22 protein-coding genes are annotated in these 20,232 nt (G+C 53.9%); 2 read left to right on the top strand and 20 right to left on the bottom strand.

Translation table 11 applies throughout. The features are described from left to right. Positions 1–88: 88 nt before the first annotated feature. A complete protein-coding gene (purL, locus tag EL098_RS04690) occupies positions 89–3,976 on the bottom strand; it encodes a phosphoribosylformylglycinamidine synthase (protein WP_126355174.1) in 3,888 nt (1,295 codons plus the stop codon). A 248-nt stretch (positions 3,977–4,224) separates the two neighbouring features. On the opposite strand from purL, the gene mltF reads away from it, so the two are divergent. Continuing rightward, positions 4,225–5,775, top strand: coding sequence for a membrane-bound lytic murein transglycosylase MltF (gene mltF, locus EL098_RS04685; RefSeq protein ID WP_126355172.1), 1,551 nt, complete (start codon positions 4,225–4,227; stop codon positions 5,773–5,775). Here the strand turns inward: mltF and tadA are convergent. After that, positions 5,666–6,169 carry a tRNA adenosine(34) deaminase TadA gene (gene tadA, locus EL098_RS04680; protein ID WP_126355169.1) on the bottom strand — a complete coding sequence of 168 codons (504 nt, stop codon included), beginning with the start codon at positions 6,167–6,169 and terminating at the stop codon, positions 5,666–5,668. The genes mltF and tadA overlap by 110 nt on opposite strands. A 64-nt stretch (positions 6,170–6,233) precedes the next feature. Then, positions 6,234–6,866 carry a phosphatidylglycerophosphatase C gene (gene yfhb, locus EL098_RS04675; protein WP_197718555.1) on the bottom strand — a complete coding sequence of 211 codons (633 nt, stop codon included), beginning with the start codon at positions 6,864–6,866 and terminating at the stop codon, positions 6,234–6,236. A gap of 214 nt (positions 6,867–7,080) precedes the next feature. Between yfhb and EL098_RS04670 the strand changes: the two genes are divergently transcribed. Next, positions 7,081–7,929 (top strand): MurR/RpiR family transcriptional regulator, encoded by an 849-nt coding sequence (locus EL098_RS04670; RefSeq protein WP_126355165.1) that lies wholly within the window; start codon positions 7,081–7,083, stop codon positions 7,927–7,929. Positions 7,930–7,939: 10 nt separating this feature from the next. On the opposite strand, the gene EL098_RS04665 is transcribed toward EL098_RS04670, so the two are convergent. The 17 genes from EL098_RS04665 to EL098_RS04585 all read right to left on the bottom strand — a co-directional run bounded on the left by EL098_RS04665 (position 7,940) and on the right by EL098_RS04585 (position 20,218). Then, positions 7,940–8,479, bottom strand: coding sequence for a tail fiber assembly protein (locus EL098_RS04665; protein ID WP_126355163.1), 540 nt, complete (start codon positions 8,477–8,479; stop codon positions 7,940–7,942). A gap of 17 nt (positions 8,480–8,496) precedes the next feature. Continuing rightward, entirely contained in the window at positions 8,497–9,003 is a 507-nt protein-coding gene (locus EL098_RS04660; protein WP_126355161.1) for a hypothetical protein, read from the bottom strand. A 133-nt stretch (positions 9,004–9,136) separates the two neighbouring features. Next, positions 9,137–10,003, bottom strand: a complete 867-nt coding sequence (locus EL098_RS04655) for a hypothetical protein (RefSeq protein WP_126355159.1) — start codon at positions 10,001–10,003, stop codon at positions 9,137–9,139. Further along, positions 10,003–10,632, bottom strand: coding sequence for a DUF2612 domain-containing protein (locus EL098_RS04650; RefSeq protein ID WP_126355157.1), 630 nt, complete (start codon positions 10,630–10,632; stop codon positions 10,003–10,005). Before EL098_RS04650 ends, EL098_RS04655 begins: the two co-directional genes overlap by 1 nt. Further along, positions 10,629–11,828, bottom strand: a complete 1,200-nt coding sequence (locus EL098_RS04645) for a baseplate J/gp47 family protein (RefSeq protein WP_126355155.1) — start codon at positions 11,826–11,828, stop codon at positions 10,629–10,631. Before EL098_RS04645 ends, EL098_RS04650 begins: the two co-directional genes overlap by 4 nt. After that, positions 11,829–12,179, bottom strand: a complete 351-nt coding sequence (locus tag EL098_RS04640) for a hypothetical protein (protein WP_126355153.1) — start codon at positions 12,177–12,179, stop codon at positions 11,829–11,831. Continuing rightward, the gene (locus tag EL098_RS04635; RefSeq protein ID WP_126355151.1) at positions 12,176–12,859 is read right to left on the bottom strand and encodes a Gp138 family membrane-puncturing spike protein; all 684 of its coding nucleotides are present in this window, start codon (positions 12,857–12,859) and stop codon (positions 12,176–12,178) included. The genes EL098_RS04640 and EL098_RS04635 overlap by 4 nt, the downstream gene beginning before the upstream one ends. Positions 12,860–12,982: 123 nt before the next feature. Beyond that, on the bottom strand, positions 12,983–13,906 hold the full coding sequence (locus tag EL098_RS04630) for a hypothetical protein (RefSeq protein WP_232012318.1): 924 nt from the start codon (positions 13,904–13,906) through the stop codon (positions 12,983–12,985). A gap of 9 nt (positions 13,907–13,915) precedes the next feature. Beyond that, positions 13,916–14,224, bottom strand: coding sequence for a phage baseplate plug family protein (locus EL098_RS04625; protein ID WP_126358354.1), 309 nt, complete (start codon positions 14,222–14,224; stop codon positions 13,916–13,918). A 9-nt stretch (positions 14,225–14,233) separates the two neighbouring features. Continuing rightward, positions 14,234–14,812, bottom strand: a complete 579-nt coding sequence (locus EL098_RS04620) for a phage baseplate protein (RefSeq protein ID WP_126355149.1) — start codon at positions 14,810–14,812, stop codon at positions 14,234–14,236. After that, positions 14,812–16,563, bottom strand: a complete 1,752-nt coding sequence (locus tag EL098_RS04615) for a phage tail tape measure protein (protein WP_126355147.1) — start codon at positions 16,561–16,563, stop codon at positions 14,812–14,814. Before EL098_RS04615 ends, EL098_RS04620 begins: the two co-directional genes overlap by 1 nt. After that, on the bottom strand, positions 16,553–16,741 hold the full coding sequence (locus tag EL098_RS04610; RefSeq protein ID WP_126355145.1) for a DUF6889 family protein: 189 nt from the start codon (positions 16,739–16,741) through the stop codon (positions 16,553–16,555). The genes EL098_RS04615 and EL098_RS04610 overlap by 11 nt, the downstream gene beginning before the upstream one ends. Continuing rightward, positions 16,741–17,154: a phage tail assembly chaperone gene (locus tag EL098_RS04605; RefSeq protein WP_126355143.1), complete on the bottom strand. Its 414-nt coding sequence runs from the start codon at positions 17,152–17,154 to the stop codon at positions 16,741–16,743. Before EL098_RS04605 ends, EL098_RS04610 begins: the two co-directional genes overlap by 1 nt. Positions 17,155–17,157: 3 nt before the next feature. Then, positions 17,158–17,598, bottom strand: coding sequence for a phage structural protein (locus EL098_RS04600; protein WP_126355141.1), 441 nt, complete (start codon positions 17,596–17,598; stop codon positions 17,158–17,160). A gap of 10 nt (positions 17,599–17,608) precedes the next feature. Beyond that, positions 17,609–18,748: a DUF3383 domain-containing protein gene (locus EL098_RS04595; protein WP_126355139.1), complete on the bottom strand. Its 1,140-nt coding sequence runs from the start codon at positions 18,746–18,748 to the stop codon at positions 17,609–17,611. A 3-nt stretch (positions 18,749–18,751) separates the two neighbouring features. Continuing rightward, the gene (locus EL098_RS04590) at positions 18,752–19,291 is read right to left on the bottom strand and encodes a phage neck terminator protein (RefSeq protein WP_126355137.1); all 540 of its coding nucleotides are present in this window, start codon (positions 19,289–19,291) and stop codon (positions 18,752–18,754) included. A 45-nt stretch (positions 19,292–19,336) separates the two neighbouring features. Then, positions 19,337–20,218, bottom strand: a complete 882-nt coding sequence (locus EL098_RS04585) for an esterase/lipase family protein (protein WP_126355135.1) — start codon at positions 20,216–20,218, stop codon at positions 19,337–19,339. Between the last annotated feature and the right edge of the window lie 14 nt (positions 20,219–20,232).

Raw genomic sequence — 20,232 nt, 5'->3', positions numbered from 1 at the left:
TCTTTAGGACTTGCTGCTAAATAACATCCCGGATTTCATTAAATTAAAAACCCCTCTCCTTTTTAAGAGAGGGGTTAAAGCTGTAAAATCAGCCCAGTTGCTTACGAGCGTTACGGAAGATACGCATCCACGGGCTATCCTCGCCCCATTCTGCCGGGTGCCAGGAGTTGCTCACGGTACGGAACACGCGCTCAGGATGCGGCATCATAATAGTGACGCGTCCGCTTTCGTTACTCACCGCAGTGATGCCGTTCGGCGAACCATTCGGGTTAGCCGGATAGGTTTCGGTCACCTTCGCGAAGTTATCCACGAAGCGCAACGCTACCAGCCCTTTGCTTTCAAGAGCAGCAAGATGAGCAGCATCGCGAACTTCAACCCGGCCTTCACCGTGAGAAACTGCGATAGGCATATGGGACCCGGCCATACCCTGCAGCAGCAGAGACGGGCTTGATGTCACCTCTACCAGGCTGAAGCGCGCTTCAAAACGGTCAGACTGGTTACGCACAAAGCGCGGCCACAAATCACTTCCTGGAATCAGCTCACGCAGGTTAGACATCATCTGGCAGCCGTTACAGACGCCAAGCGCCAGCGTTTCCGGGCGATGGAAGAAGGTTTCAAACTCATCGCGTACGCGCGAGTTAAACAGAATGGACTTCGCCCAACCTTCACCCGCACCCAGCACATCACCGTAAGAGAAACCACCGCATGCCACCAGCGTATGGAAGCTTTCCAGACCGGTGCGCCCGGCCAGCAGGTCGCTCATATGAACGTCGATGGCGTCAAAGCCTGCGCGATGGAAGGCGGCAGCCATCTCAACGTGAGAGTTAACGCCCTGCTCACGCAGGATAGCCACTTTAGGACGTGCGCCGGTGGCGATGAACGGCGCAGCAATATCTTCTTTGATATCGAAGTTCAGCTTCACGTTCAGGCCAGGGTCGTTGTCGTTAGACTTCGCATTATGCTCTTCGTCGGCACAGTCAGGGTTATCACGCAGGCGCTGCATCTGCCAGGTGGTTTCTGCCCACCACATACGCAGCGTGGTGCGGCTTTCGCTGAACACCGCGTGACCATCAGCGCTGAGGGTGAAACGATCGCCTTCAACGGCCTTACCAAGGTAATGCACGCAGTCCGCCAGCCCGTGCTCAGCAAGCAGAGCCTCTACGGCCTGACGATCTTCTGCGCGAACCTGGATCACGCCGCCCAGCTCTTCGTTAAACAATGCGGCCAGGCGATCGTTGCCGAGGCCTGCAATATCAACGTCCACGCCGCAGTGGCCGGTAAAGGCCATTTCTGCCAGAGTCACCAGCAGGCCGCCGTCGGAGCGGTCGTGCCATGCCAGCAGTTTACGGTCAGCGACCAGCGCCTGCATTGCATCCCAGAAGCCTTTAAGCTGTTCAACGCTGCGCACATCAGCAGGTTTGTCGCCCAGCTGACGATAAACCTGAGACAGCGCCGTCGCGCCCAGCGCGTTGTGGCCTTTGCCTAAATCGATCAGCAGCAGGGCATTGTCTTCAGTGCTCAACTGCGGCGTTACGGTAGCTCGTACATCTTCTACGCGAGCAAACGCGGTAATTACCAGCGACAGCGGAGAGGTCATCTCACGCTGCTCGTTACCTTCCTGCCAGCGCGTTTTCATCGACATGGAGTCTTTGCCGACCGGAATAGTGATACCCAGCGCCGGGCAAAGCTCTTCGCCAACGGCCTTAACGGCTTCGTATAGGCCAGCGTCTTCACCCGGATGACCGGCTGCCGCCATCCAGTTTGCAGACAGCTTGATGCGCTTCAGGGAACCGATTTGGGTTGCCGCGATGTTGGTTAATGCTTCGCCAACGGCCAGGCGACCGGAAGCGGCGAAGTCCAGCAGCGCAACCGGCGCACGTTCGCCGATAGACATTGCCTCTCCGTAGTAGCTGTCGAGGCTTGCGGTGGTCACCGCGCAGTTTGCTACCGGGATCTGCCACGGACCAACCATCTGATCGCGGGACACCATACCGGTTACCGTGCGGTCACCGATGGTCACGAGGAAGGTTTTTTCTGCAACGGTAGGCAGATGAAGAACGCGTTTCACCGCATCAGAAATGGAGATCTCGCTGCTGTTGAAGGCCTCACCTTTCGCTTTCAGCGTCTCAACGTTACGCTCCATCTTCGGCGTTTTGCCGAGCAGCACGTCCAGCGGCATATCTATCGGCTGATTATCAAAGTGGCTGTCGTTAAGCGTCAGGTGCTGCTCGGTAGTCGCTTCGCCAATCACCGCATACGGCGCGCGCTCACGGCGGCAAAGTTCGTCAAACAGCGGCAGCTGCTCTGGCGCTACGGCCAGCACATAGCGTTCCTGGGATTCGTTACACCAGACTTCGAGCGGGCTCATGCCTGGCTCATCGTTAAGAATGTCGCGCAGCTCGAAGCGGCCACCGCGGCCACCGTCGCTGACTAACTCAGGCATGGCGTTAGAAAGACCGCCGGCACCGACGTCGTGGATAAACAGAATCGGGTTGTCGTCGCCCATCTGCCAGCAGCGGTCGATCACCTCCTGGCAACGGCGCTCCATTTCCGGGTTATCGCGCTGAACGGAAGCAAAATCTAAATCAGCATCGGACTGGCCGGAGGCCATAGACGAAGCAGCACCGCCACCGAGGCCGATGTTCATCGCCGGGCCACCCAGCACAATCAGCTTAGCGCCCGGGGTAATTTCACCCTTCTGAACGTGGTCGGCACGGATGTTGCCGATACCGCCGGCGAGCATGATTGGTTTGTGGTAGCCGCGCAGCTCCACGCCATTGTGGCTGTTAACCTGCTCTTCATAGGTACGGAAGTAGCCGGTTAGCGCCGGACGGCCAAATTCATTGTTAAACGCTGCTCCGCCCAGAGGACCTTCGGTCATGATATCCAGCGCGGTCACGATGCGATCTGGTTTGCCAAAATCCTGCTCCCATGGCTGTTCAAAGCCCGGAATACGCAGGTTAGACACGGAGAAGCCGACCAGGCCAGCTTTTGGCTTGGCGCCACGCCCGGTTGCGCCTTCGTCGCGGATTTCACCGCCGGAGCCGGTTGCCGCACCCGGCCACGGAGAGATCGCCGTCGGGTGGTTGTGGGTTTCAACCTTCATCAGGATGTGCGCCTCTTCCTGATGGAAGTCATAGCGCCCAGCTTCACGATCTGCGAAGAAACGACCGACGGCGGAGCCTTCCATGACCGCCGCATTGTCTTTATAGGCGGACAGCACGTAGTCTGGCGTTTTCTCGAAGGTGTTTTTGATCATCTTAAACAGCGACTTCTGCTGCTTCTGCCCGTCGATAATCCAGTCGGCGTTAAAAATTTTGTGACGGCAGTGCTCGGAGTTCGCCTGAGCAAACATGTACAATTCGATGTCGTTCGGGTTGCGTCCCAGTTTGTTGAACGCCTCCCGGAGATAGTCGATTTCGTCTTCCGCCAGCGCCAGGCCGAGGCGTATGTTCGCCTCCACCAGCGCGTCACGGCCTTTGCCAAGAAGATCAACGCTCTGCACCGGAGCAGGCTGCTGGCGGCTGAAGAGCTGCTGCGCATCGCTCAGGGAGGTAAACACGCTCTCCATCATGCGGTCGTGCAGTAAGGCAGCAACATCCTGCAGCTGCTCAGCGGTCAGCGTACTTCCGGTCACGTACCAGGCCACACCACGCTCAAGGCGCTTAACCTGTGGCAGGTCGCAGTTGTGGGCGATATCGGTAGCTTTGGAAGACCAGGGGGAGATGGTGCCGGGGCGCGGGGTGACCAGCAGCAGGGTGCCTTCAGGCGCATGTTCTGCGAGGGTTGGACCATACTTCAACAGCCGCTGCAGGCGGGCAAGCTCATCAGCGTTTAGCGGTGCCTCGAGGTCGGCAAAATGAACATACTCGGCATAAATGTCGCTTACCGGAAGGTTAGCATCGTTAAAACGGGCCAGGAGTTTGTTGATACGAAATGCCGAAAGAGCAGGCGAACCACGCAGAATTTCCATCATTAAAGATCTCTCGTCTTCAGGGCGAAGGGGGGAAAACGGGCGTCATTATAAAGAATCCTCCGCCGTGACGAAACCGTTTGCGTAGAAATAACCGCAGAAGTTTTTATTGTACGAAAAACAAACGATATATTCTTAAAAGTTGCTTACTGGCGCTTTCTTACGCAAAATGCGCCTCACTCACTCACGGGGTTCAAAAAAATCATGTTTATTGTTGGCTAAGGCTTATCCTGCTGCAGAATGTTATCTATTTGAAAAGAATAAAGATTAATTATCTGCTTATCGGTATCGTCACCTTGTTGCTGGCAGTGGCATTATGGCCCTCCATTCCAGGTTTCAGTCAGGCCGAAAACCGTATCGCCGCGATCAAAGCGCGGGGGGTTTTGCGCGTCAGTACAATTTCATCCCCGCTCACCTGGACGATGGTTAACGGCAAAGTGACCGGTCTTGACTATGAACTTGCCAGGGAGTTTGCGGACTATCTCGGCGTGAAGCTAAAAGTTGTCGTACGACCCAACATCAACGCGCTGTTTGATGACCTGGACAATGACAAAGCCGACCTGCTTGCCGCAGGCCTGGTGTACAACTCAAGCCGCAGCAGCAACTATCAGGCAGGGCCAACCTATTACTCAGTTTCCCAGCAGATGGTTTACCGCGTAGGCAGCACGCGTCCTAAGTCGCTCGGCGGCGTCAAGCCTTCTCAGCTGGTGCTCTCTTCCGGCCAGGCGGTAGTGAGCGATCTTCAGAAGTTGAAAGAGAGCCAGTACCCCGACCTGAGCTGGAGCATTGATACTAAACAGACCAGCAATCAGCTTCTGCAGCAGGTGGTGGACAGCAATATCGCCTTCACTATCTCTGACTCCATCGCCATCAGCCTGTTCCAGCGCGTGCATCCTCAGCTGGCCGTCGCCCTGGACGTGACCGATGAGCAACCCGTCACCTGGTTTTCGGCACGTGACGGCGACGACAGCATGAGCGCCGCCCTGCTCGACTTCTATAATCAGATTAGCAGCAACGGCACGCTGGCAAGGCTTGAGGAAAAGTACCTTGGCCATATCGGTGATTTTGATTACGTAGATACCCGAACCTTCCTGAACGCGGTGGATGCGGTTCTGCCGGATCTTCAGCCGCTGTTTGAAAAGTACGCCGACGAAATCGACTGGCCGCTGCTGGCCGCTATTTCCTATCAGGAGTCCCACTGGGATATTCACGCCACTTCGCCTACCGGCGTGCGCGGGCTGATGATGTTGACCAAGAATACGGCCCAAAGTCTTGGCATCAACGACAGGCTGGACGCTGAACAGAGCATCAGCGGCGGCAGCCGTTATCTGAAAGATATGATGAGCAAGGTGCCCACCACGGTCCCGGAATACGAGCGAATCTGGTTCGCGCTGGCGGCCTACAATATGGGCTATGCCCATATGCTTGATGCTCGCCAGTTAACCGCAAAACAAAAAGGCAATCCCGACAGTTGGGCCGATGTGAAAACACGCCTGCCGCTGCTGAGCCTTAAGCCTTATTACAGTAAAACAACCTATGGATATGCTCGTGGGCACGAGGCTTATGCGTATGTGGAAAACATCCGCAAGTATCAGCTAAGTCTGGAAGGGTATCTGCAGGAGAAAGAGAAAAAGGCGGCGCAGGCGGACAAATTTGCCGAGGCCTATCCTGCGGTCGCCCCGATAGAACTGGCTAATCCGACCTATGGGCCTTTTCCTTTAGGGCCTTTTTCTCAAGACGACGAGCGCGAAAAAAATCGCTCAACATGGCTGAGCACTCTGACGCAAGCACCCCTTCAATAACCTGCACCTGATGGTTCATTCCTGGGTGACCGAGAACATCCAGCAGCGAGCCGATAGCGCCAGTTTTAGCATCACGTGCGCCAAACACTAAGTGACCAATTCGGCTATGAACCATGGCTCCCGCGCACATGACGCAGGGCTCGAGAGTGACATACAGCGTGGTATCAAGCAGACGATAGTTTTGCAGCACCAGTCCCCCCTGACGCAGAGCCATAATTTCAGCATGAGCCGTAGGATCGTGGCGACCAATAGGGCGGTTCCAGCCTTCGCCAATGACCTGGTTGTTATGCACCAGCACCGCGCCGACGGGAACTTCACCTTCGTCCCACGCGCGCTGAGCAAGCGTCAGGGCATGGCGCATCCAGTGTTCATGGGTAAATTCAGTCTCTGACACAACGCTCTCCGCGGCATAAGTGGGCGGCGCATTATACACACCGCTTGAGGGATTCGAAACGGCCTCACTCAAGCTGCTGCAGCTCTCCCTGGGGAGTGACGCGCCAGCGGTGCTCGCAGAAATAGAGCAACGGATTATCCTGATGGCTGTCGCTGTAGCCGCTGTAAAGCCTCAGAGGAGCGCCAATATGCAGCTCCAGCTGAACCACCTTCTCATGCCCGAGGCAGCGCAGGGTGACCACCCATCCTCCGTAAGCTCTCGCTATCTGGGTGGCAATAACCTTCACCTCCGGCAGCCACGGCGTATCAGAATAGACCTTCTCAACCAGCGGCTGCGGTGAACCTGTAATTAGCCAGACGTCAGCATCCGGGCTGTGTAGATAATCCGTGAGGCGCTGCTGGACGATGGGGAATGCCCTCACCTTTTGCCGGAACCAGACGACAAATTCGCTTTGTAGCCGCTGAAGCCGGGCCTCGCTACGCCCAAACGTGATACCCCATAACAGCAGGCTCATCGGCTGTCGGGCAGCGCTGCCTTTGATCAGCATCATGCCGCCAATCAGCGGCAGCAACATAATAACCAACGGCACGTTCAGCGGCAGGCGACGCAGGAGATAAAACAGAAAGCTGCCGAACATATCCTGCTGGTGTAAGGTGCCATCCAAATCAAAAAAGACGACGCGGCGCGGGTTGTGGATAGTCAATGCGGGCTCCTTTAAGACTCGCGTTTACAAAACGATGCTCCCCTAAAGCCTAACAGATAGCCTGCAGTTTTCCGCGGGCAATCCTGGCCCGATGCCTGCCATAGATCAGAATATTTAATTCGGTAACATTGCTCTATAATAGAATTTATAATTCGCTCAAATGCTTATCATGGCAAGCCGTTACCAGAATTGCCGCCCCGGAGGTGAAATGAACTGTTTACTGCGCATTCGAAGCCGCTACGCCATGCTGGCCCAAAGTGACCGCAAGCTGGCCGACTTCCTGCTCGCCGAGCCCGATCGTGCACGCCATCTCAGTTCACAGCAGCTGGCAGAAGAGGCCGGGGTCAGCCAGTCCAGCGTCGTAAAGTTCGCGCAGAAACTCGGGTTCAAAGGTTTTCCGGCGATGAAACTGGCCATCAGCGAAGCGCTGGCAAGCGGCCAAAACCCTAACTCAGTGCCGTTACATAACCAAATTTTAGGTGACGATCCGCTGAGACTTGTCGGGGAGAAATTGATCAAAGAGAATATCGCGGCGATGCATGCCACGCTGGATATTAATGCGGAAGAGAAACTGCTGGCGAGCGTGTCGCTGCTGCGCAATGCGCGGCGCGTGCTGCTGGTGGGGATAGGCGCATCTGGCCTGGTTGCGAAGAATTTTTCGTGGAAGCTAATGAAGATTGGCGTTCACGCCGTCGCCGAGCAGGATATGCATGCCCTGTTGGCAACAGTGCAGGCGATGACGCCAGATGACGTGCTGCTCGCAATTTCCTATTCGGGCGAGCGCCGGGAGATAAATCTGGCAGCCGACGAGGCGTTGAATGCCGGGGCGAAAATACTCGCCATTACCGGGTTCACCCCTAACGCTTTGCAGCAGCGCGCCAGCCTGTGCCTCTATACCATCGCAGAAGAACAGGCCACGCGCAGCGCAGCCATCTCCTCCACCAGCGCCCAGATGATGCTGACCGACCTGCTGTTTATGGCGCTGGTTCAGCAGGATCTGGAAAACGCTCCGGAGCGAATCCGCCAGAGCGAGGCTTTGGTGAAGAAGCTGGTTTAGGTTACAGAAATTAAAGCGTAGTGGATGGTGCTGGCTTTTCTGGCCACGTGATATTGGGAGCCAGAGAAATATCCAGGCGACGCAGTTGAGTGCGGTAAGCTCTGAGGGCTTCTAGTTCCGACTTTTCATCAGCGGAAATATCACTATCTTCAGCGGCAGCATTTAACCATTCAATACGCTGGCCAGCCTCATTCATAAGTTGATCTCGTTGAGAGGCAGCTATCGCAGCATAATCGCGAATTTGTCTGAGTTTGCCATCGCGATAAAACCAATCCTCTCCCAATACAATTTTGAGGTTTTCATCGTTTGCCTCTAACTCCGCAACGCTCAAATCAATGGGCACCATCGCATCAATGTTTGTGGTAAAAGTCCGAACCCGCCCTGATTCGTCAAAGCCAATTTTTAAAGTATTCTCTGAAAATAATTCCCGTATTTCGTACCAGTCGTTTCCGAGATCATCACGAAGATACATGATATTGCTGACACCAATGGTTTTGGGTTTATCCGAATCCTCTGGTACATACTGAGTAAACTTGCCAAACTCTTGCATAATATCGCCCTTAATTTTTAACCAATGATGTACCAGTTACCGCCAACCAATTTTCTGGTGTAACGTATAACGAACCAACCTACGTTTGACGAACCACCCACCATTGCCAGGTTTGCCATAAATGCACCATCCGTAGCACGTGGATAGCTAGCCCCGTCGCGAAACGCGACTTCTACAGGTGCGGTATGGTCAATGTCATTAACAAAGTTTTGATAAACCCAGGAGGACGTTGCGTATGCCGACAAATCTTGTTGTGGTGGGGGGTTATTAGGTGAATAAACGCGAACCGCGCCCCCTGATTCATATACACCAGCCCCGGCAAGAATACTGTTACCGGATGAAATAGGACCACCGGAATAAAATGCATCATTGTTTGTGTCAAATACCCAAACATGATCTACGCCTCGGTCATCATGAGCATGAAAACATATTTTAGGAAAATCGCTAGCCCCAGTTGTAAGAACGCCCATGCTAAGAGCAGCAAGATAGCCAATGTCAGCTGTTTGAACTGTTGCCTTTACCAACGGCGCATAGCTACTGGATGTATTTGGGGCTACATAGCCACTTGAATAAAACAATGCCTGTCGATTGGCTAATTGGTTTGCAAACGCACCAGCGCCAGGCCAAACTCCGTCCTTTGTTGCATAATGATCGGCATTATTGAGATAAGCAACATCCCCCCCCAGTAATTGAGACAGCGCCAGTATCCTGTGCTGTTGGTTTATTTTCTGTCGTATATAAACTTGACCAGTTACTCCATACCCCTCCTGGAATATCGCTATTCTTTGTTCTAATTTTCACTAACCCAGGGCGAGAATAACTTGCTGTAAGCTGAACATCGTATGCACCACCAAATCCTCCCCAGCTCAATAGAGAGCTTTCATATCCTGGTGAATTTTCTGCTGTTGAATACACGAAACTAACTGCATTGACTGGCAAGTTATTGGTATTTGAAATTGCTGTCCCAGCCTGCGCCCGTGAGCTTCGAACGGCTAGTGCGCCGCCATTAAGAATGGCTTTACCCATCGTTAAATCATCAATACTCTCCTGTATGTCACGACTAGCCGCCGATCCCAGTCCCAGGTTCGCCCTCGCATGCGCTTTATCCGGCACGTCAGACAGATTGCTGCCTGCAGCCAGGAAAGCGTCATTATTTTGTGTCGCAGATGACCCTAGCCCGAGACTCTTACGCGCCTCAGCCTGTGAGGCAGCGCCGTTACTGGCTATTTCATTAAGATTTTTACCAATCGAAAGAAATTGTGCACTGCCAGCACTTTTTAATTTCTCTACGAAAGCGGCAATATCTCCATCATCCATTACATCTCGGCCAGAAAGCTCGGCAACGTACTGAGCAACGGCTGAAGCAATAAAGCTCGTTTGCCGCAGTACCTTATTAATCTGAGCACTGGATGCTTTTCCTGACTGAAAACCAGAAGATAACGCAGGCAATATTTCCCACTCATTTTGGGCCATGACATTTGCAGTTGGCCCGTTTGCAAAAGACTTAAATTGATTAGTAGTCATTAGAGTTTCCTCTCCCAGGCGCCGTCATCAAAGCCGGCGATATATTGGTTGTCCATGTCGAAGCCAAAAAATCTATTACCAGCTGAAGGCACCTCAACAGACGGTGTTTCAATATCTCCAGCCCAAATGCCGGAGGCTTTTACAGTCAAATAGCCTTGTCTGATAGCGGCAATTAACTCAGATGAAACCTCAGAGATATCATTTACAGGAAAAGCCCAAACGGAAATCGTCATATCTTGATTATCAACGATCTGCATCCTCAGGCCCGAACCTGCAGTAGCAGCATCCAGAATGGAAGGAAGGCTGTCGTTTTGACCATCCCAGTTATTGATCGCTATTTTGGCTTTAAGAATAACGCGGTAGGTTTCATCGCTGAGCGTCACATAAACATCCGGCTCTCCTGTACTGCCACCATGAGCAGTAAACTGGCCGATAACCCGGCTCCGCCCGATCCACTGCCCCAACGCATCAAGCTGCACCCCAACCGCGGTATCAATATCAAACGCATTAACCAAACTTTCTGTGGCGGTAGAGGTATCAATAAAGGGACGGGTACTCAGATCGACATGGGCAAAAAACAGAGGCTTGCTTGCGTGGTAGCTGGTAATACGCCCGGTATATTTACTCATGCGCTCACCGTAATATTGATGTTCTCCACGCTGCAGGAGGCGGCTTCGCTGTAGCCGATGTTTACGTTAGCCGCCGCAACAGCAGAAGATGATTTGCCGATCATTAATTCGGAGATGTCGTAGAAGCGAGCTTTGCCGCCGCTCACCACTCCAAGGTTTGCCGGAGAATAAATACGGCTTAGCAGTACGCTGTCCCCTATTCCCAGACCGTTGATGTAGTCGGCGATCGCCTGCTTCATCTGCTCGCCGGTCTGCGACGTGTAGCCGGTGAAAACTTTAAGTACGATATTGACGTAAATCGGCACATTACCGGGCCGTGAGAATGAAATGGTATGGGGATTGCCATACAGATCGGGCACCACAATAGATGTAGAGCCGAAGGTTGCAACGCCCTGCCCCTTTTTTCCCCGCAGCGTCTGGGCAATTTCCGTCACATCACCGCCGTCAACAATCGCGGCAATTGAATGGGGAGGAAGACCATTGACGTTTACAGCCCCGGTATCATTTTCGTAGAGCTTATGCCGCGTCACGCCTGCAACGTTGGCAATGGCGCCTTCAACCGCCTCAAACGGCGTAAGTGCAGGTAAAGCAACGCTTTGCGACTGTCGGATACGCAATTCAGCATCCGTTTCTGCCGCAACGCCCGGCGTCGCTGCCTGAGGGTTTATTACCGCCGTCCAGCCGCGAGTTGGCGTGCCCATAACAGTCACAGTGCCTGCAGGCGCGATCATCACGCCGCTGCTGGAGCAGGTTGCCGTTGCTATTACCGTACCCTCGACGCCAATCGATACCGTATCAGGCAGCAACCACACTCCGCCGTTATTATCTCTGACGGAACCGTTGCTTATAGTCGTACCGGGAACGCCAGTCAGCAGCAGATCGACCGTCGAGTAAGTCGCGGCGCGCCTGACAATACCGTTGATCTTAACGTTGCTCGATAGCGCACGGCCCATCGCCGTCGCCGGCGAGAAGCTGTTGTAAACGGCAACGGCCGTATTGTTGGCATCATGAATGGCCAGCGCTACCAGAGAGATGAGCTGGCCATCTTTACTGTCCGGCTCCAGATACGCGTCAGCACCGTAGATTTGCCTGAACGAATCCATCAAAACCCCAAGAAGGCTCTGATAATCAGGCGCAGTTATCCCCTGGGCAGTTACCGTTGCCGATAACCCCAGCGTTTCAGTATTGAGGGCCATTTATGCCTCGCTGTTTAAAGTGGTGGGACCGTAAACGGTATCGATGGTGGCGTTAAAGGTCACGGTGCGTTTTTCATTGCGAGCGGCGCTCACCTCCAGCACGGACTTTACGCCCATAGTCTGGCTTACGCGGTCAATCAGCATAAATACCCAGGTATCATCCTGCTGCTTACCGAGAACGGACTGGCGATAAGGTGTTCCCGCACGCTTATCCAAAAACCACTCCCCCTGCCAGAGCTTAAGCCGCGTGCCGACCGCCTGAGCCACACATTCAGGAGAGTTTTCCAGAAAGGTATTTTCTCCCTGGCCGAAGGTGTAATCGCCGGTGTTGCTCTCTCTGCGATATTTCATACAGGACCTCCCGTATTTGAACCGCCGGACTGCACGCCGCCGTGTTGGTGCCTGGTCAGGCTTATACCGCTGGCCGCAACATCACCGCTCACGGTCACGTTGCCTTTGATATTCACCTCGCCGGTAAGATCGATAGCAGCTGCGGTCGCGGTCAGCTTACCGGGCGTCACGAGCGAAATGTCGTGGCTGACGGGATCCAGTTCGACGAAGGCTTTACCGTCTTCGCTGCGCAGTTGAACCGCTGTTGCGCTGATACCGCTGATTTTTTTTACCTGCGACTGCGGGCCGGGCAGCACAAAAGCATCGGAAAGCGAGTGCTGACGGGGATCGACCGGCTCCTGAATACCTCCGCTCTGCCACCAAAAGTCGATAGCGCGATCGGCAAAAATGACCAGACATTCGTCTCCCTTTTTAAGAGGAAACGTCAGCGAACAGCCTCCGCCATGCGGGAAAACAACCGGCACATCCACCAGCAGCGGGTAGGCTACCGAGATGACCTCTCCGTCTCTGCCAGTCCTGGCGCCTCGGATAGCGGGGGCAACCTCACAGGTGACAGAAACAGGATCGAAAGACTGAATAATGCCGGGTAACGCGACCCGTAGATCGTTACTTAATGCGGCCCGGCTGGCCGCGAGAGTATCGGCCAGCTCACCGCTGAGCGCCGAAGTCGTCAGAGCCATGATTCCTCCAGGGATAAAAAAACCCGCAAATGCGGGTTCAGGCTTGTAGTTTAGATGCCGGACTTGCTTTCCACTTTTCGTCGACCTTGTCCACAGGTTTGCCAGCCGGGAAGCACATCATGGTCATATACCAGTTATTCCCCGGGTATCTCCCGTGTAGGCAATGCCATAAATGTCATAAACACCGTCCGGGGAAGGAGGCGTATATTTCTCCTCCGTCAGCGGTCCAGACTTATAGAGCCTGTTCTGCTCTAACTTCACCTGCCCGTGGAGCTGAATTGTGGGGTTAATCAGGCACGTCAGGGTTACGCCTGCATTCGTTGATGTTTGAGGCCGCCCAATCAGGCCACTCTGACTATTAAGGTTGACGGGTGGGTGCACTTTTTCAGCCGCGCTGTAATAGTCCAGTCGGTCATTCGACAGCTTCCAGGTTGCCTTACACAGCTTACCTATTTGATCGAGGTAACGGCTGACCTTGCCATGGAAGGTATACCCTCTGGGAAACTGTGTTTCTGGAAATGGCGGTAGCCTGCCGGGGAGGATCAAAAAGGGTTTCAGCGCCCCCGCCGCAAGCTGGTACATATCTTTTACCGTGTAGCCTTTAGCAAGCGTTGCGCTGAGCGTCGCAGACATTAGCGCTTCATGGCCATCAATCGCCTGAATCAAAATCCAGTCATCAGGCGTGGCGTCTTCTCGCCCTGTCATCCAGATCCGGATGTCACCGCTAAAGATCACCCCAAAGTTCATGCCGTCTCGCGGCCCCCATTCTGCTGGCTCAACAACCCTGACTTTTCCCACTTCACTGCTGCTTACAACCGGTTCTAACCCGTTATAGCCCGCGATCAGCCGGATTTTGCTGTATTCCTTCTGCGCAATGCGATTCACATTATCCGGCGCAAGGTTATAGATTTTAACTTCCGCCGTTTTGGGCGAGCTGCCGGTATGCCAGTCAACTTTAAAGGTCACCTTAAAGCCAGAAAGCGCAATGCCGCTGCCATCTTCCTTCAGAAGCTGAAGCTCAAAGTGGCGGGACCAGTTATTACTCATCTCCCCCCCTTAATCTGCCGTCACAAAGTAAAGATGGCTGCCGTTTCCAGGGTCGGTTTTGCTCGGGTAATCCTGGGCCTCATCGTCACAGCCAACCCATAACCCTCCACTAAAGCCAAGCCAGGCGTAAGGAGCCAATAAATCAGCCCCGGTCACCAGCGGGATCCCGTTCACGATGGGCTGATTGTCCGCATCAAGAATATCCAGGATCCAGCCCGCAGCATCCCGATAAAGCAGCCGCATACGTAGGGTCTGCCCGCCGAGCTGAATCGTAAATATCTGGTTATCCGCGCTGAGAGGAATTTCTGCAATGGACATCATCTCTCCTCATTTTGTTTTTGGCTGGAGCGGCGTAATTTTGGCCGAGCCCATGGGGGTGGTAACCACTTTTTCACCCTTGTTTCCAACGGAAGCGGTCGTTACCCCATCATCCATCTCGGTTTTAGGGGCTGCAGCACGCGCTTCCGTGGCGGTCATTAACACTTCCTCCAGCAACAGTTTGCAGCCAAGAATGTTTTCCGATTTGGCAGCGGTCGTTACCGTGAGCGTTTTGATCAGCATATTGTCGTAGGAGCGGCGACGGGTGATAACCCTGAAGGGTTCTGCTTTTGTCTGCAGATCGAGCAGCTGCTGGTAGATTTGTGCCGGACCAGGGCCTGCGTTTAGCCAGGAGCCAAGCGCGGTCGTATTGGCAAAATCAACCAAAGAACCGCCTGCTTTAAAAAAACAGTCAATCGTTAAGCCACCGGGCATCACCCACGCATGATCGCTGATATTCGGGCCAAACTCGACGGGATGAGAGGCGATGTTAAGCGTATCCGTATGGGCTTCGCTGACCACCACATCTGGCACCAGAAAACCTGAGAGGGTAGTACGCGGCTGAAAGTAAGCGCCAAAAATATCCATTAGCTTATCCTCTCGGAATAGTGCTGTGCCAGCTGAGAGTTAACGTTGAATAGCCGTTGCGATGTTTCCGTCGCAGCCAGGTAGGGGTCAGATACGCCATTCACGACAATGTGGGCATTACTGTTAATGGTTGGGGAATGTGTCGTGCTGTTGCTCGCCGTAGAGAAATCACTCTGAACAGCCCGGCGTTCATTGTTAACAACACCTGCGGGAAGCAGCATCGAAGCAGGATCGGGCTGGCTAAGGTTGTCGACTACATTTGATAACGTTCCAGTAGCGCCCTTTCCCTCTTTTCCAGGAAACCACTCCTGGACTTTTTTCCATCCCTCAGAGATCTTCTCTTTAAGAGTGTCGGCAACACCCTCCGACGCTTTAGCTGCGGGAGTCTGGAAAAGCCCGTTAGCGACCAGTGACTTGCCGATATTGGCTGCTTCTGCCCAGTTTCCCTCTTTTAGCGCATTGATCAGCTCGCCAATCAGCCTTAGCGAGGCGCCCAACTGATTAAAATTATCCAGAAGGCCTTTAAAGATAGTGCTGATAGACCACTTGCTGAAATCGATGCCCAGCAGACTACCAATATCAAAAATGAGATCTTTTATGGTTTTCGCAAGACTGCCGATTGTATCTGCAGCCATTTCAATCACCGGCCCCCAATCCCCCCAATCAATAAAGCTCTCCTCCCCAGCTTTCCATTTCTGGTAGTCGTTATAAAGCAGACCAATGGCCGCAGCCAGCGAGAGGATAATACCTACAGGAGAAGCGAGAAATGCACTGTTCAGGACCAGCCAGGCGGCGGTTAGCCCTGCCAAACCGCCGATTAAGCCTTGAGAACCTTCGTCAAGGCGATCCCACCAGGCCATCACGTCGGTAACCCAGTCGACGGTGCCGCTTAGCGCATCAACGAAAATATCAGCAAATCTTTCAACGACGGCACCAATTTTGTCCAATACTCGTTCAATTTGTGGCGCTTTAACCAGCATGTTTTCGGCCAGTTTCGCGACGGGCTCAGCCAATTTCTCTGCCAGATCGCCGCCTGATTTTGCCACTAACAAATCAAACACGGAGCCCGCTTTACGCCAGGACTGCATAAATTTTTCGGACTGGTCAGCACTTTGCTCTGCGCTGCCGCCTATGCGGAAAGAGAGGTCCTGATACTCTTCGGCAAACTGACCTAATCCACGCTGCATCGCATGCAGCGTGTCGTCATCAATCCCCAGATTCAATGCATAGAAATCAGCGCTGTCTCTGTTCACTGCCCCCAAAGAACGGGCAACCTGCGCGAAAATATCGGCGTTATCCCGCTTTAAACCAGCGTCGTCATGCGTTTTTACCCCAAGACTTTTCAAAAGGCTCTCGTGAAGAGTGTCACCGTTCACGTAGTCACTGACGTTTTTAATCGACTTTTGTAGCGCACCAGTGTCAGCACCTGACTGGCTGGCTCCATATTGCAATGCCTTGTAAGCCTCTAAATCAGCGTTCAGAGATTGGGCCGCCTGTGCATCCTTTTCTATGCCAGATAGCTGCTTTTCAAGCCAGGATCCCGCTTTATTTAGCGGAGAAAGCACCCGATTACTGAAGCTTTCGAAACTTTTGCTGAGTTTTTCAAAATCAGCTTTTGCCGCCTCTTCTTTTCCCTTTTTCACTGTTTTATCCAGTTCCCCAAAAGCGGCGTTAATTCGCGAGCTAAGGTCTTCTTGATAAAAAAAATCTGGAATCGGGACGTAAGGAACAAGCTGTGTGCTAGCGCTCATTTTCCTCTCTCCAGCGTGTGACGCAGGCCTTATTCTCGGCCTGCATCTCGAGGTAATCATTCATCAGCGCAATGTCGTAGAGATCCACTGCGCCGCTTTTCAGATCCAGCCAGCTGAGGCCGAAGACCTCCGCCGGGCGAAGAATATAGTCTTCCCCACCCGGCAGCGTCTCCAGCATCAGGCCGCTGACGGGGCCGATTTTTCGCTGCCGGGGAGTTCTTGCAAAAAATTTCCCAGCGAATCGGCCACCACCCGGGCCACCAGCTGCAGCAGCGTCATCAGGTCGATATCGTCAAAGGACAAAGCGCCCTGACTAAAGACCGGCACCCAGCCCTTCATATGCTCGCGCGTCACGACCGAGAGGCAGGGATACAAAATGGTATTGCAGTCCTCATCGCTGAGGTCGGCGAGGGTGCGGGCAATTTTTGGCAGCATGGTTTCGAGGGCGTTTCCGCCCTCCTTACCCTGTAAGCTGCGAAAATCGCCGACAACGCCAGCCAGAACCGGCAGCAGCTTGCGCGCTACGCTAAGCTGCTCAAAAACGCCGAGCTTGCCAATGCGGTAGTTCACCGCTTTCAGGGTAATTTCCATGGCTTAGAACTCCCCGAGCAGCTGATCGATTTTGCCGCAGTCAAACTTCCAGTCCATGGTGCCCGCATCCTTGCCGTTGCTGTTCGCTGGAAGCTGAGAAAATGCCACACTGCTGGCCGAAACCAGATCGCCGGAGGCCGTATTACGCACGACAATCGTGTTCTTACCCCAGAGTGACGAAGAGAGCGTTTGGGCGTTATAGGCCTGCATCAGCTTTTTGTTCACCGGTGAGGTTTTCATCAACGTCACGGTGATGGAGCCGTTTTTGGCCGGAGAGAGGTTGTGCATCACTTCACCGTCAATGCCGACGGTCATGGTATTTTTTGTAGTGGCCATTTCCACTTTGATCCCGGTGTCCCCGTTCGCGCTGCCGGCGCCCAAATCAATCACGCCGGTTGGCCCTACGAGAGAAGCCGTAACATCCATAAAAGAATAAGTACCCATTTAAATCTCCTTAACGCACAACATTGATTTCGACGTCGGCAAAGTGCACGGCACCCGCCAGTTTGCAGGCCACCTGAATCACCGGCGCTTTACGCGCTTCGCGATCCGACTGCGCCTGGGTGGCTACCGCCGGGGCATAGACGTAATAGCCTTTGGTCAGCGTATCGCCAGAGGCGAGCTGCCCAATATCGGAGCCGTTCCAGATACCCGGCGCCACCAGGCCATTGGTGACTGCCTGAGCCATAGAATGCTCAACGTTGCTCAGCAGACGAGTGACGCCAGCATCGGTTTGCGGGATTTTTGTCGTGCTGGTGTAAAGCAGGTTGTAGAGGTTGGTCTGCACATAGTTTTGCAGCCAGTCCAGGCCGTGGCGCTCATCAATAAAGCTGCCGTTGCTCATCACGCCTTCCTGAATAATGGCGGTGTCGTTGTTGTAATTGACAAAGACGTTGGCGTTTTTCGCGGACAGGGCATTGATTTGCGTTTGGGTCAGCGTTTCCGCTGTGATACCCGGTTCCTGCTTGAATTTCAGGGTGATGGTGGTGTTATTGCCGTTAAAGTTAACGGTAAACGCACGGCCAAATAGCGAAGCTGCCGCATACGGTGTGGCGCTGGAATATTGACCGAAGGTACGAGCGAACTTAGCTGCTTTCAGCTTGCTGAAGACGTCGGTGCTGTCGTTGGCATCAATTACTTTGGGGCTGGCAGACGTATGGCCAAAGATACGGGAGACACCGTCGCCTTCAATGACCGCGGCCACAGCTAGCACAGCGTCATCGGTAATGCCGTCATCAGCGATGACCAGGCCATACCAGTCGGTTGAATGTGCACTCAGCGCAGAGACGCATTCGGCAATGGTTTCCCCGGCTTTGCCCTCGCTTCCTTCTTTTACCCAACGTCCGATAAACAGATCGGCAGGCTGCGGAGACTGCTGGTAGTAGAGGCTGGCGGCTTTGTATTCCGGAGCTTCCAGGCCAAAATCTGCGGCAACGCCGCTCAAGCTGGAATAAGCGCGCATACGCTCATTAGCATCAATGACGTTGCTCGCGCCTACGACCAGCAGCGCACCATAGTTACGGGACTGCGCCGCTCGGGGCGCCATATTCACTGTCACGCTGACAATGTTAGATACAGGTAAACCCTGTGACATAGCTTACTCTCCAATGATTTTTACTGCGGATGAAAGGATGGAACGAATCCCGTAGCGCCGCGCAATACTGCGCTTCAGCGCCACGGTCAGGGTGTAGCGGCGTAGCCACTGGTTATTGATAAATTCAGGATCCGGCGTGATGGAGCTACACCGTAAAAAAGTCAGGCCCAGTCGGTTCAGCTCGGCGTTGTTTTGCGGCACGTTCAGGCCATCACGAAAAAGAGCGGCAACCGCCTGAGCGCCGGGGCCATAAAAGCCACAGGTCACGTCCACGGACTCGATGCTCTGAAGTACGCTTTGGTCGCTGTCCTGAGAATGGAAGAAAGGCGTTTCCGTCTGCTTCACGTTGGTAAAAAAGTCACACCAGGTAATACCGGCTTCAGGCGTGGCGGGCGGCGGATCGCCCCACTTCGCAATAACCATTTCCGCTGGCAGGCCCGATACGCCAACTATCCAGCCAGCAATGTCCGCATCAAGCACATCGTCGTAATGCGGCGATGTGCCCAGCGGCGTCAGAAAGCCCGGACGCGTGGTGTCATTCATTGATTTCTCCAAAGAAAAACCGCCCGCAGGCGGTTATATTCGGGCCTAGAGCCCTTGAGCTTTCAGACGAGCAAGATGGTCGACGTAGAGCTTCACCGGATCGGTGTTGTTGGCAACCACGCCGGCCAGCTGGTTGATGGCATCGACGTGATCCATCGAATAATCAGAACCAATCACCTTGCCCAGGTGGCTGCTGTAGCGGCCGACCAGGCCGTCGTTCTGGAAGCGCTCGTTGGTAAAGAGGATGGAAAATGCCAGCATGGCAGCGTGCAGCGGATCGAAGTTGTTCGCCCCCTGATTCAGCGGGTTGTAGTCGATAATCCCACTCCAGGAGTAGTAATAAACGCCGTTAACCAGCTCCTTACCCTGACCACCCCACTGGGCAGGAAGGCCCTGCGGATACTTTTTGTTAAAGGCCGCCACGCCTTCGCTGGTCAGCGCATCCAGCGCATCCACGCCGGATTGAGGCAGGCGAGGTGCACCGGCCAGGGCGGAAAGCAGCTGGCCAAAAGCTGAAAGCGCCGCGTTAGCGATAGACTCTGGCAGGCGCCCGGGCTTGAGCGCCAGACGAACCAAATCGGCGACTTCGGAGCCGTGGTTAACGCCGTTAACGGAGGTCACCGAGGCGATAAGCTCAGGATGGATCGCCGCGACGTAGCGACAGGCCAGCGGCCCCTGGCTGTGGCCGATCAGGTTGACTTTCGCAGCCCCGGTTTCGGCCTGCACTTTACGCACAAATTCCAGCAGCTGTTCGCCGCGCATTTCATTGCTGTTCAGCGCAGAAAGCGTTGCGATGTAGACCTTCGCCCCGGCCTTCTCAAGCGCCTCTTTGATGCCGTAAAAATAGGGATAGATCCCACCAATTTTGTCGAAACCAAACAGACCATGAACCAGCACAATCGGGAACTTCAGGGTTGCAGATGACATAGAAATACCTCTTT

This window comes from Cedecea lapagei, from assembly GCF_900635955.1.
GTDB classification, from domain to species: Bacteria; Pseudomonadota; Gammaproteobacteria; order Enterobacterales; family Enterobacteriaceae; genus Cedecea; species Cedecea lapagei.
This window is presented reverse-complemented; position numbering and strand designations above follow the sequence as displayed.

Excerpts from the sequence above, each read along its gene's own strand:
- EL098_RS04625 (WP_126358354.1), bottom strand. The coding sequence starts at position 14,224 with ATGTCCATTGCAGAAATTCCTCTCAGCGCGGATAACCAGATATTTACG.
- EL098_RS04645 (WP_126355155.1), bottom strand. The coding sequence starts at position 11,828 with ATGGCCCTCAATACTGAAACGCTGGGGTTATCGGCAACGGTAACTGCC.
- EL098_RS04600 (WP_126355141.1), bottom strand. The coding sequence starts at position 17,598 with ATGGGTACTTATTCTTTTATGGATGTTACGGCTTCTCTCGTAGGGCCA.
- EL098_RS04665 (WP_126355163.1), bottom strand. The coding sequence starts at position 8,479 with ATGCAAGAGTTTGGCAAGTTTACTCAGTATGTACCAGAGGATTCGGAT.
- EL098_RS04605 (WP_126355143.1), bottom strand. The coding sequence starts at position 17,154 with ATGGAAATTACCCTGAAAGCGGTGAACTACCGCATTGGCAAGCTCGGC.
- EL098_RS04630 (WP_232012318.1), bottom strand. The coding sequence starts at position 13,906 with ATGAGTAATAACTGGTCCCGCCACTTTGAGCTTCAGCTTCTGAAGGAA.
- EL098_RS04610 (WP_126355145.1), bottom strand. The coding sequence starts at position 16,741 with ATGCTGGAGACGCTGCCGGGTGGGGAAGACTATATTCTTCGCCCGGCG.
- EL098_RS04585 (WP_126355135.1), bottom strand. The coding sequence starts at position 20,218 with ATGTCATCTGCAACCCTGAAGTTCCCGATTGTGCTGGTTCATGGTCTG.
- EL098_RS04590 (WP_126355137.1), bottom strand. The coding sequence starts at position 19,291 with ATGAATGACACCACGCGTCCGGGCTTTCTGACGCCGCTGGGCACATCG.
- EL098_RS04640 (WP_126355153.1), bottom strand. The coding sequence starts at position 12,179 with ATGAAATATCGCAGAGAGAGCAACACCGGCGATTACACCTTCGGCCAG.
- EL098_RS04595 (WP_126355139.1), bottom strand. The coding sequence starts at position 18,748 with ATGTCACAGGGTTTACCTGTATCTAACATTGTCAGCGTGACAGTGAAT.
- EL098_RS04615 (WP_126355147.1), bottom strand. The coding sequence starts at position 16,563 with ATGAGCGCTAGCACACAGCTTGTTCCTTACGTCCCGATTCCAGATTTT.
- EL098_RS04655 (WP_126355159.1), bottom strand. The coding sequence starts at position 10,003 with ATGACTACTAATCAATTTAAGTCTTTTGCAAACGGGCCAACTGCAAAT.
- EL098_RS04670 (WP_126355165.1), top strand. The coding sequence starts at position 7,081 with ATGAACTGTTTACTGCGCATTCGAAGCCGCTACGCCATGCTGGCCCAA.
- EL098_RS04620 (WP_126355149.1), bottom strand. The coding sequence starts at position 14,812 with ATGGATATTTTTGGCGCTTACTTTCAGCCGCGTACTACCCTCTCAGGT.
- EL098_RS04650 (WP_126355157.1), bottom strand. The coding sequence starts at position 10,632 with ATGAGTAAATATACCGGGCGTATTACCAGCTACCACGCAAGCAAGCCT.
- EL098_RS04635 (WP_126355151.1), bottom strand. The coding sequence starts at position 12,859 with ATGGCTCTGACGACTTCGGCGCTCAGCGGTGAGCTGGCCGATACTCTC.
- purL (WP_126355174.1), bottom strand. The coding sequence starts at position 3,976 with ATGATGGAAATTCTGCGTGGTTCGCCTGCTCTTTCGGCATTTCGTATC.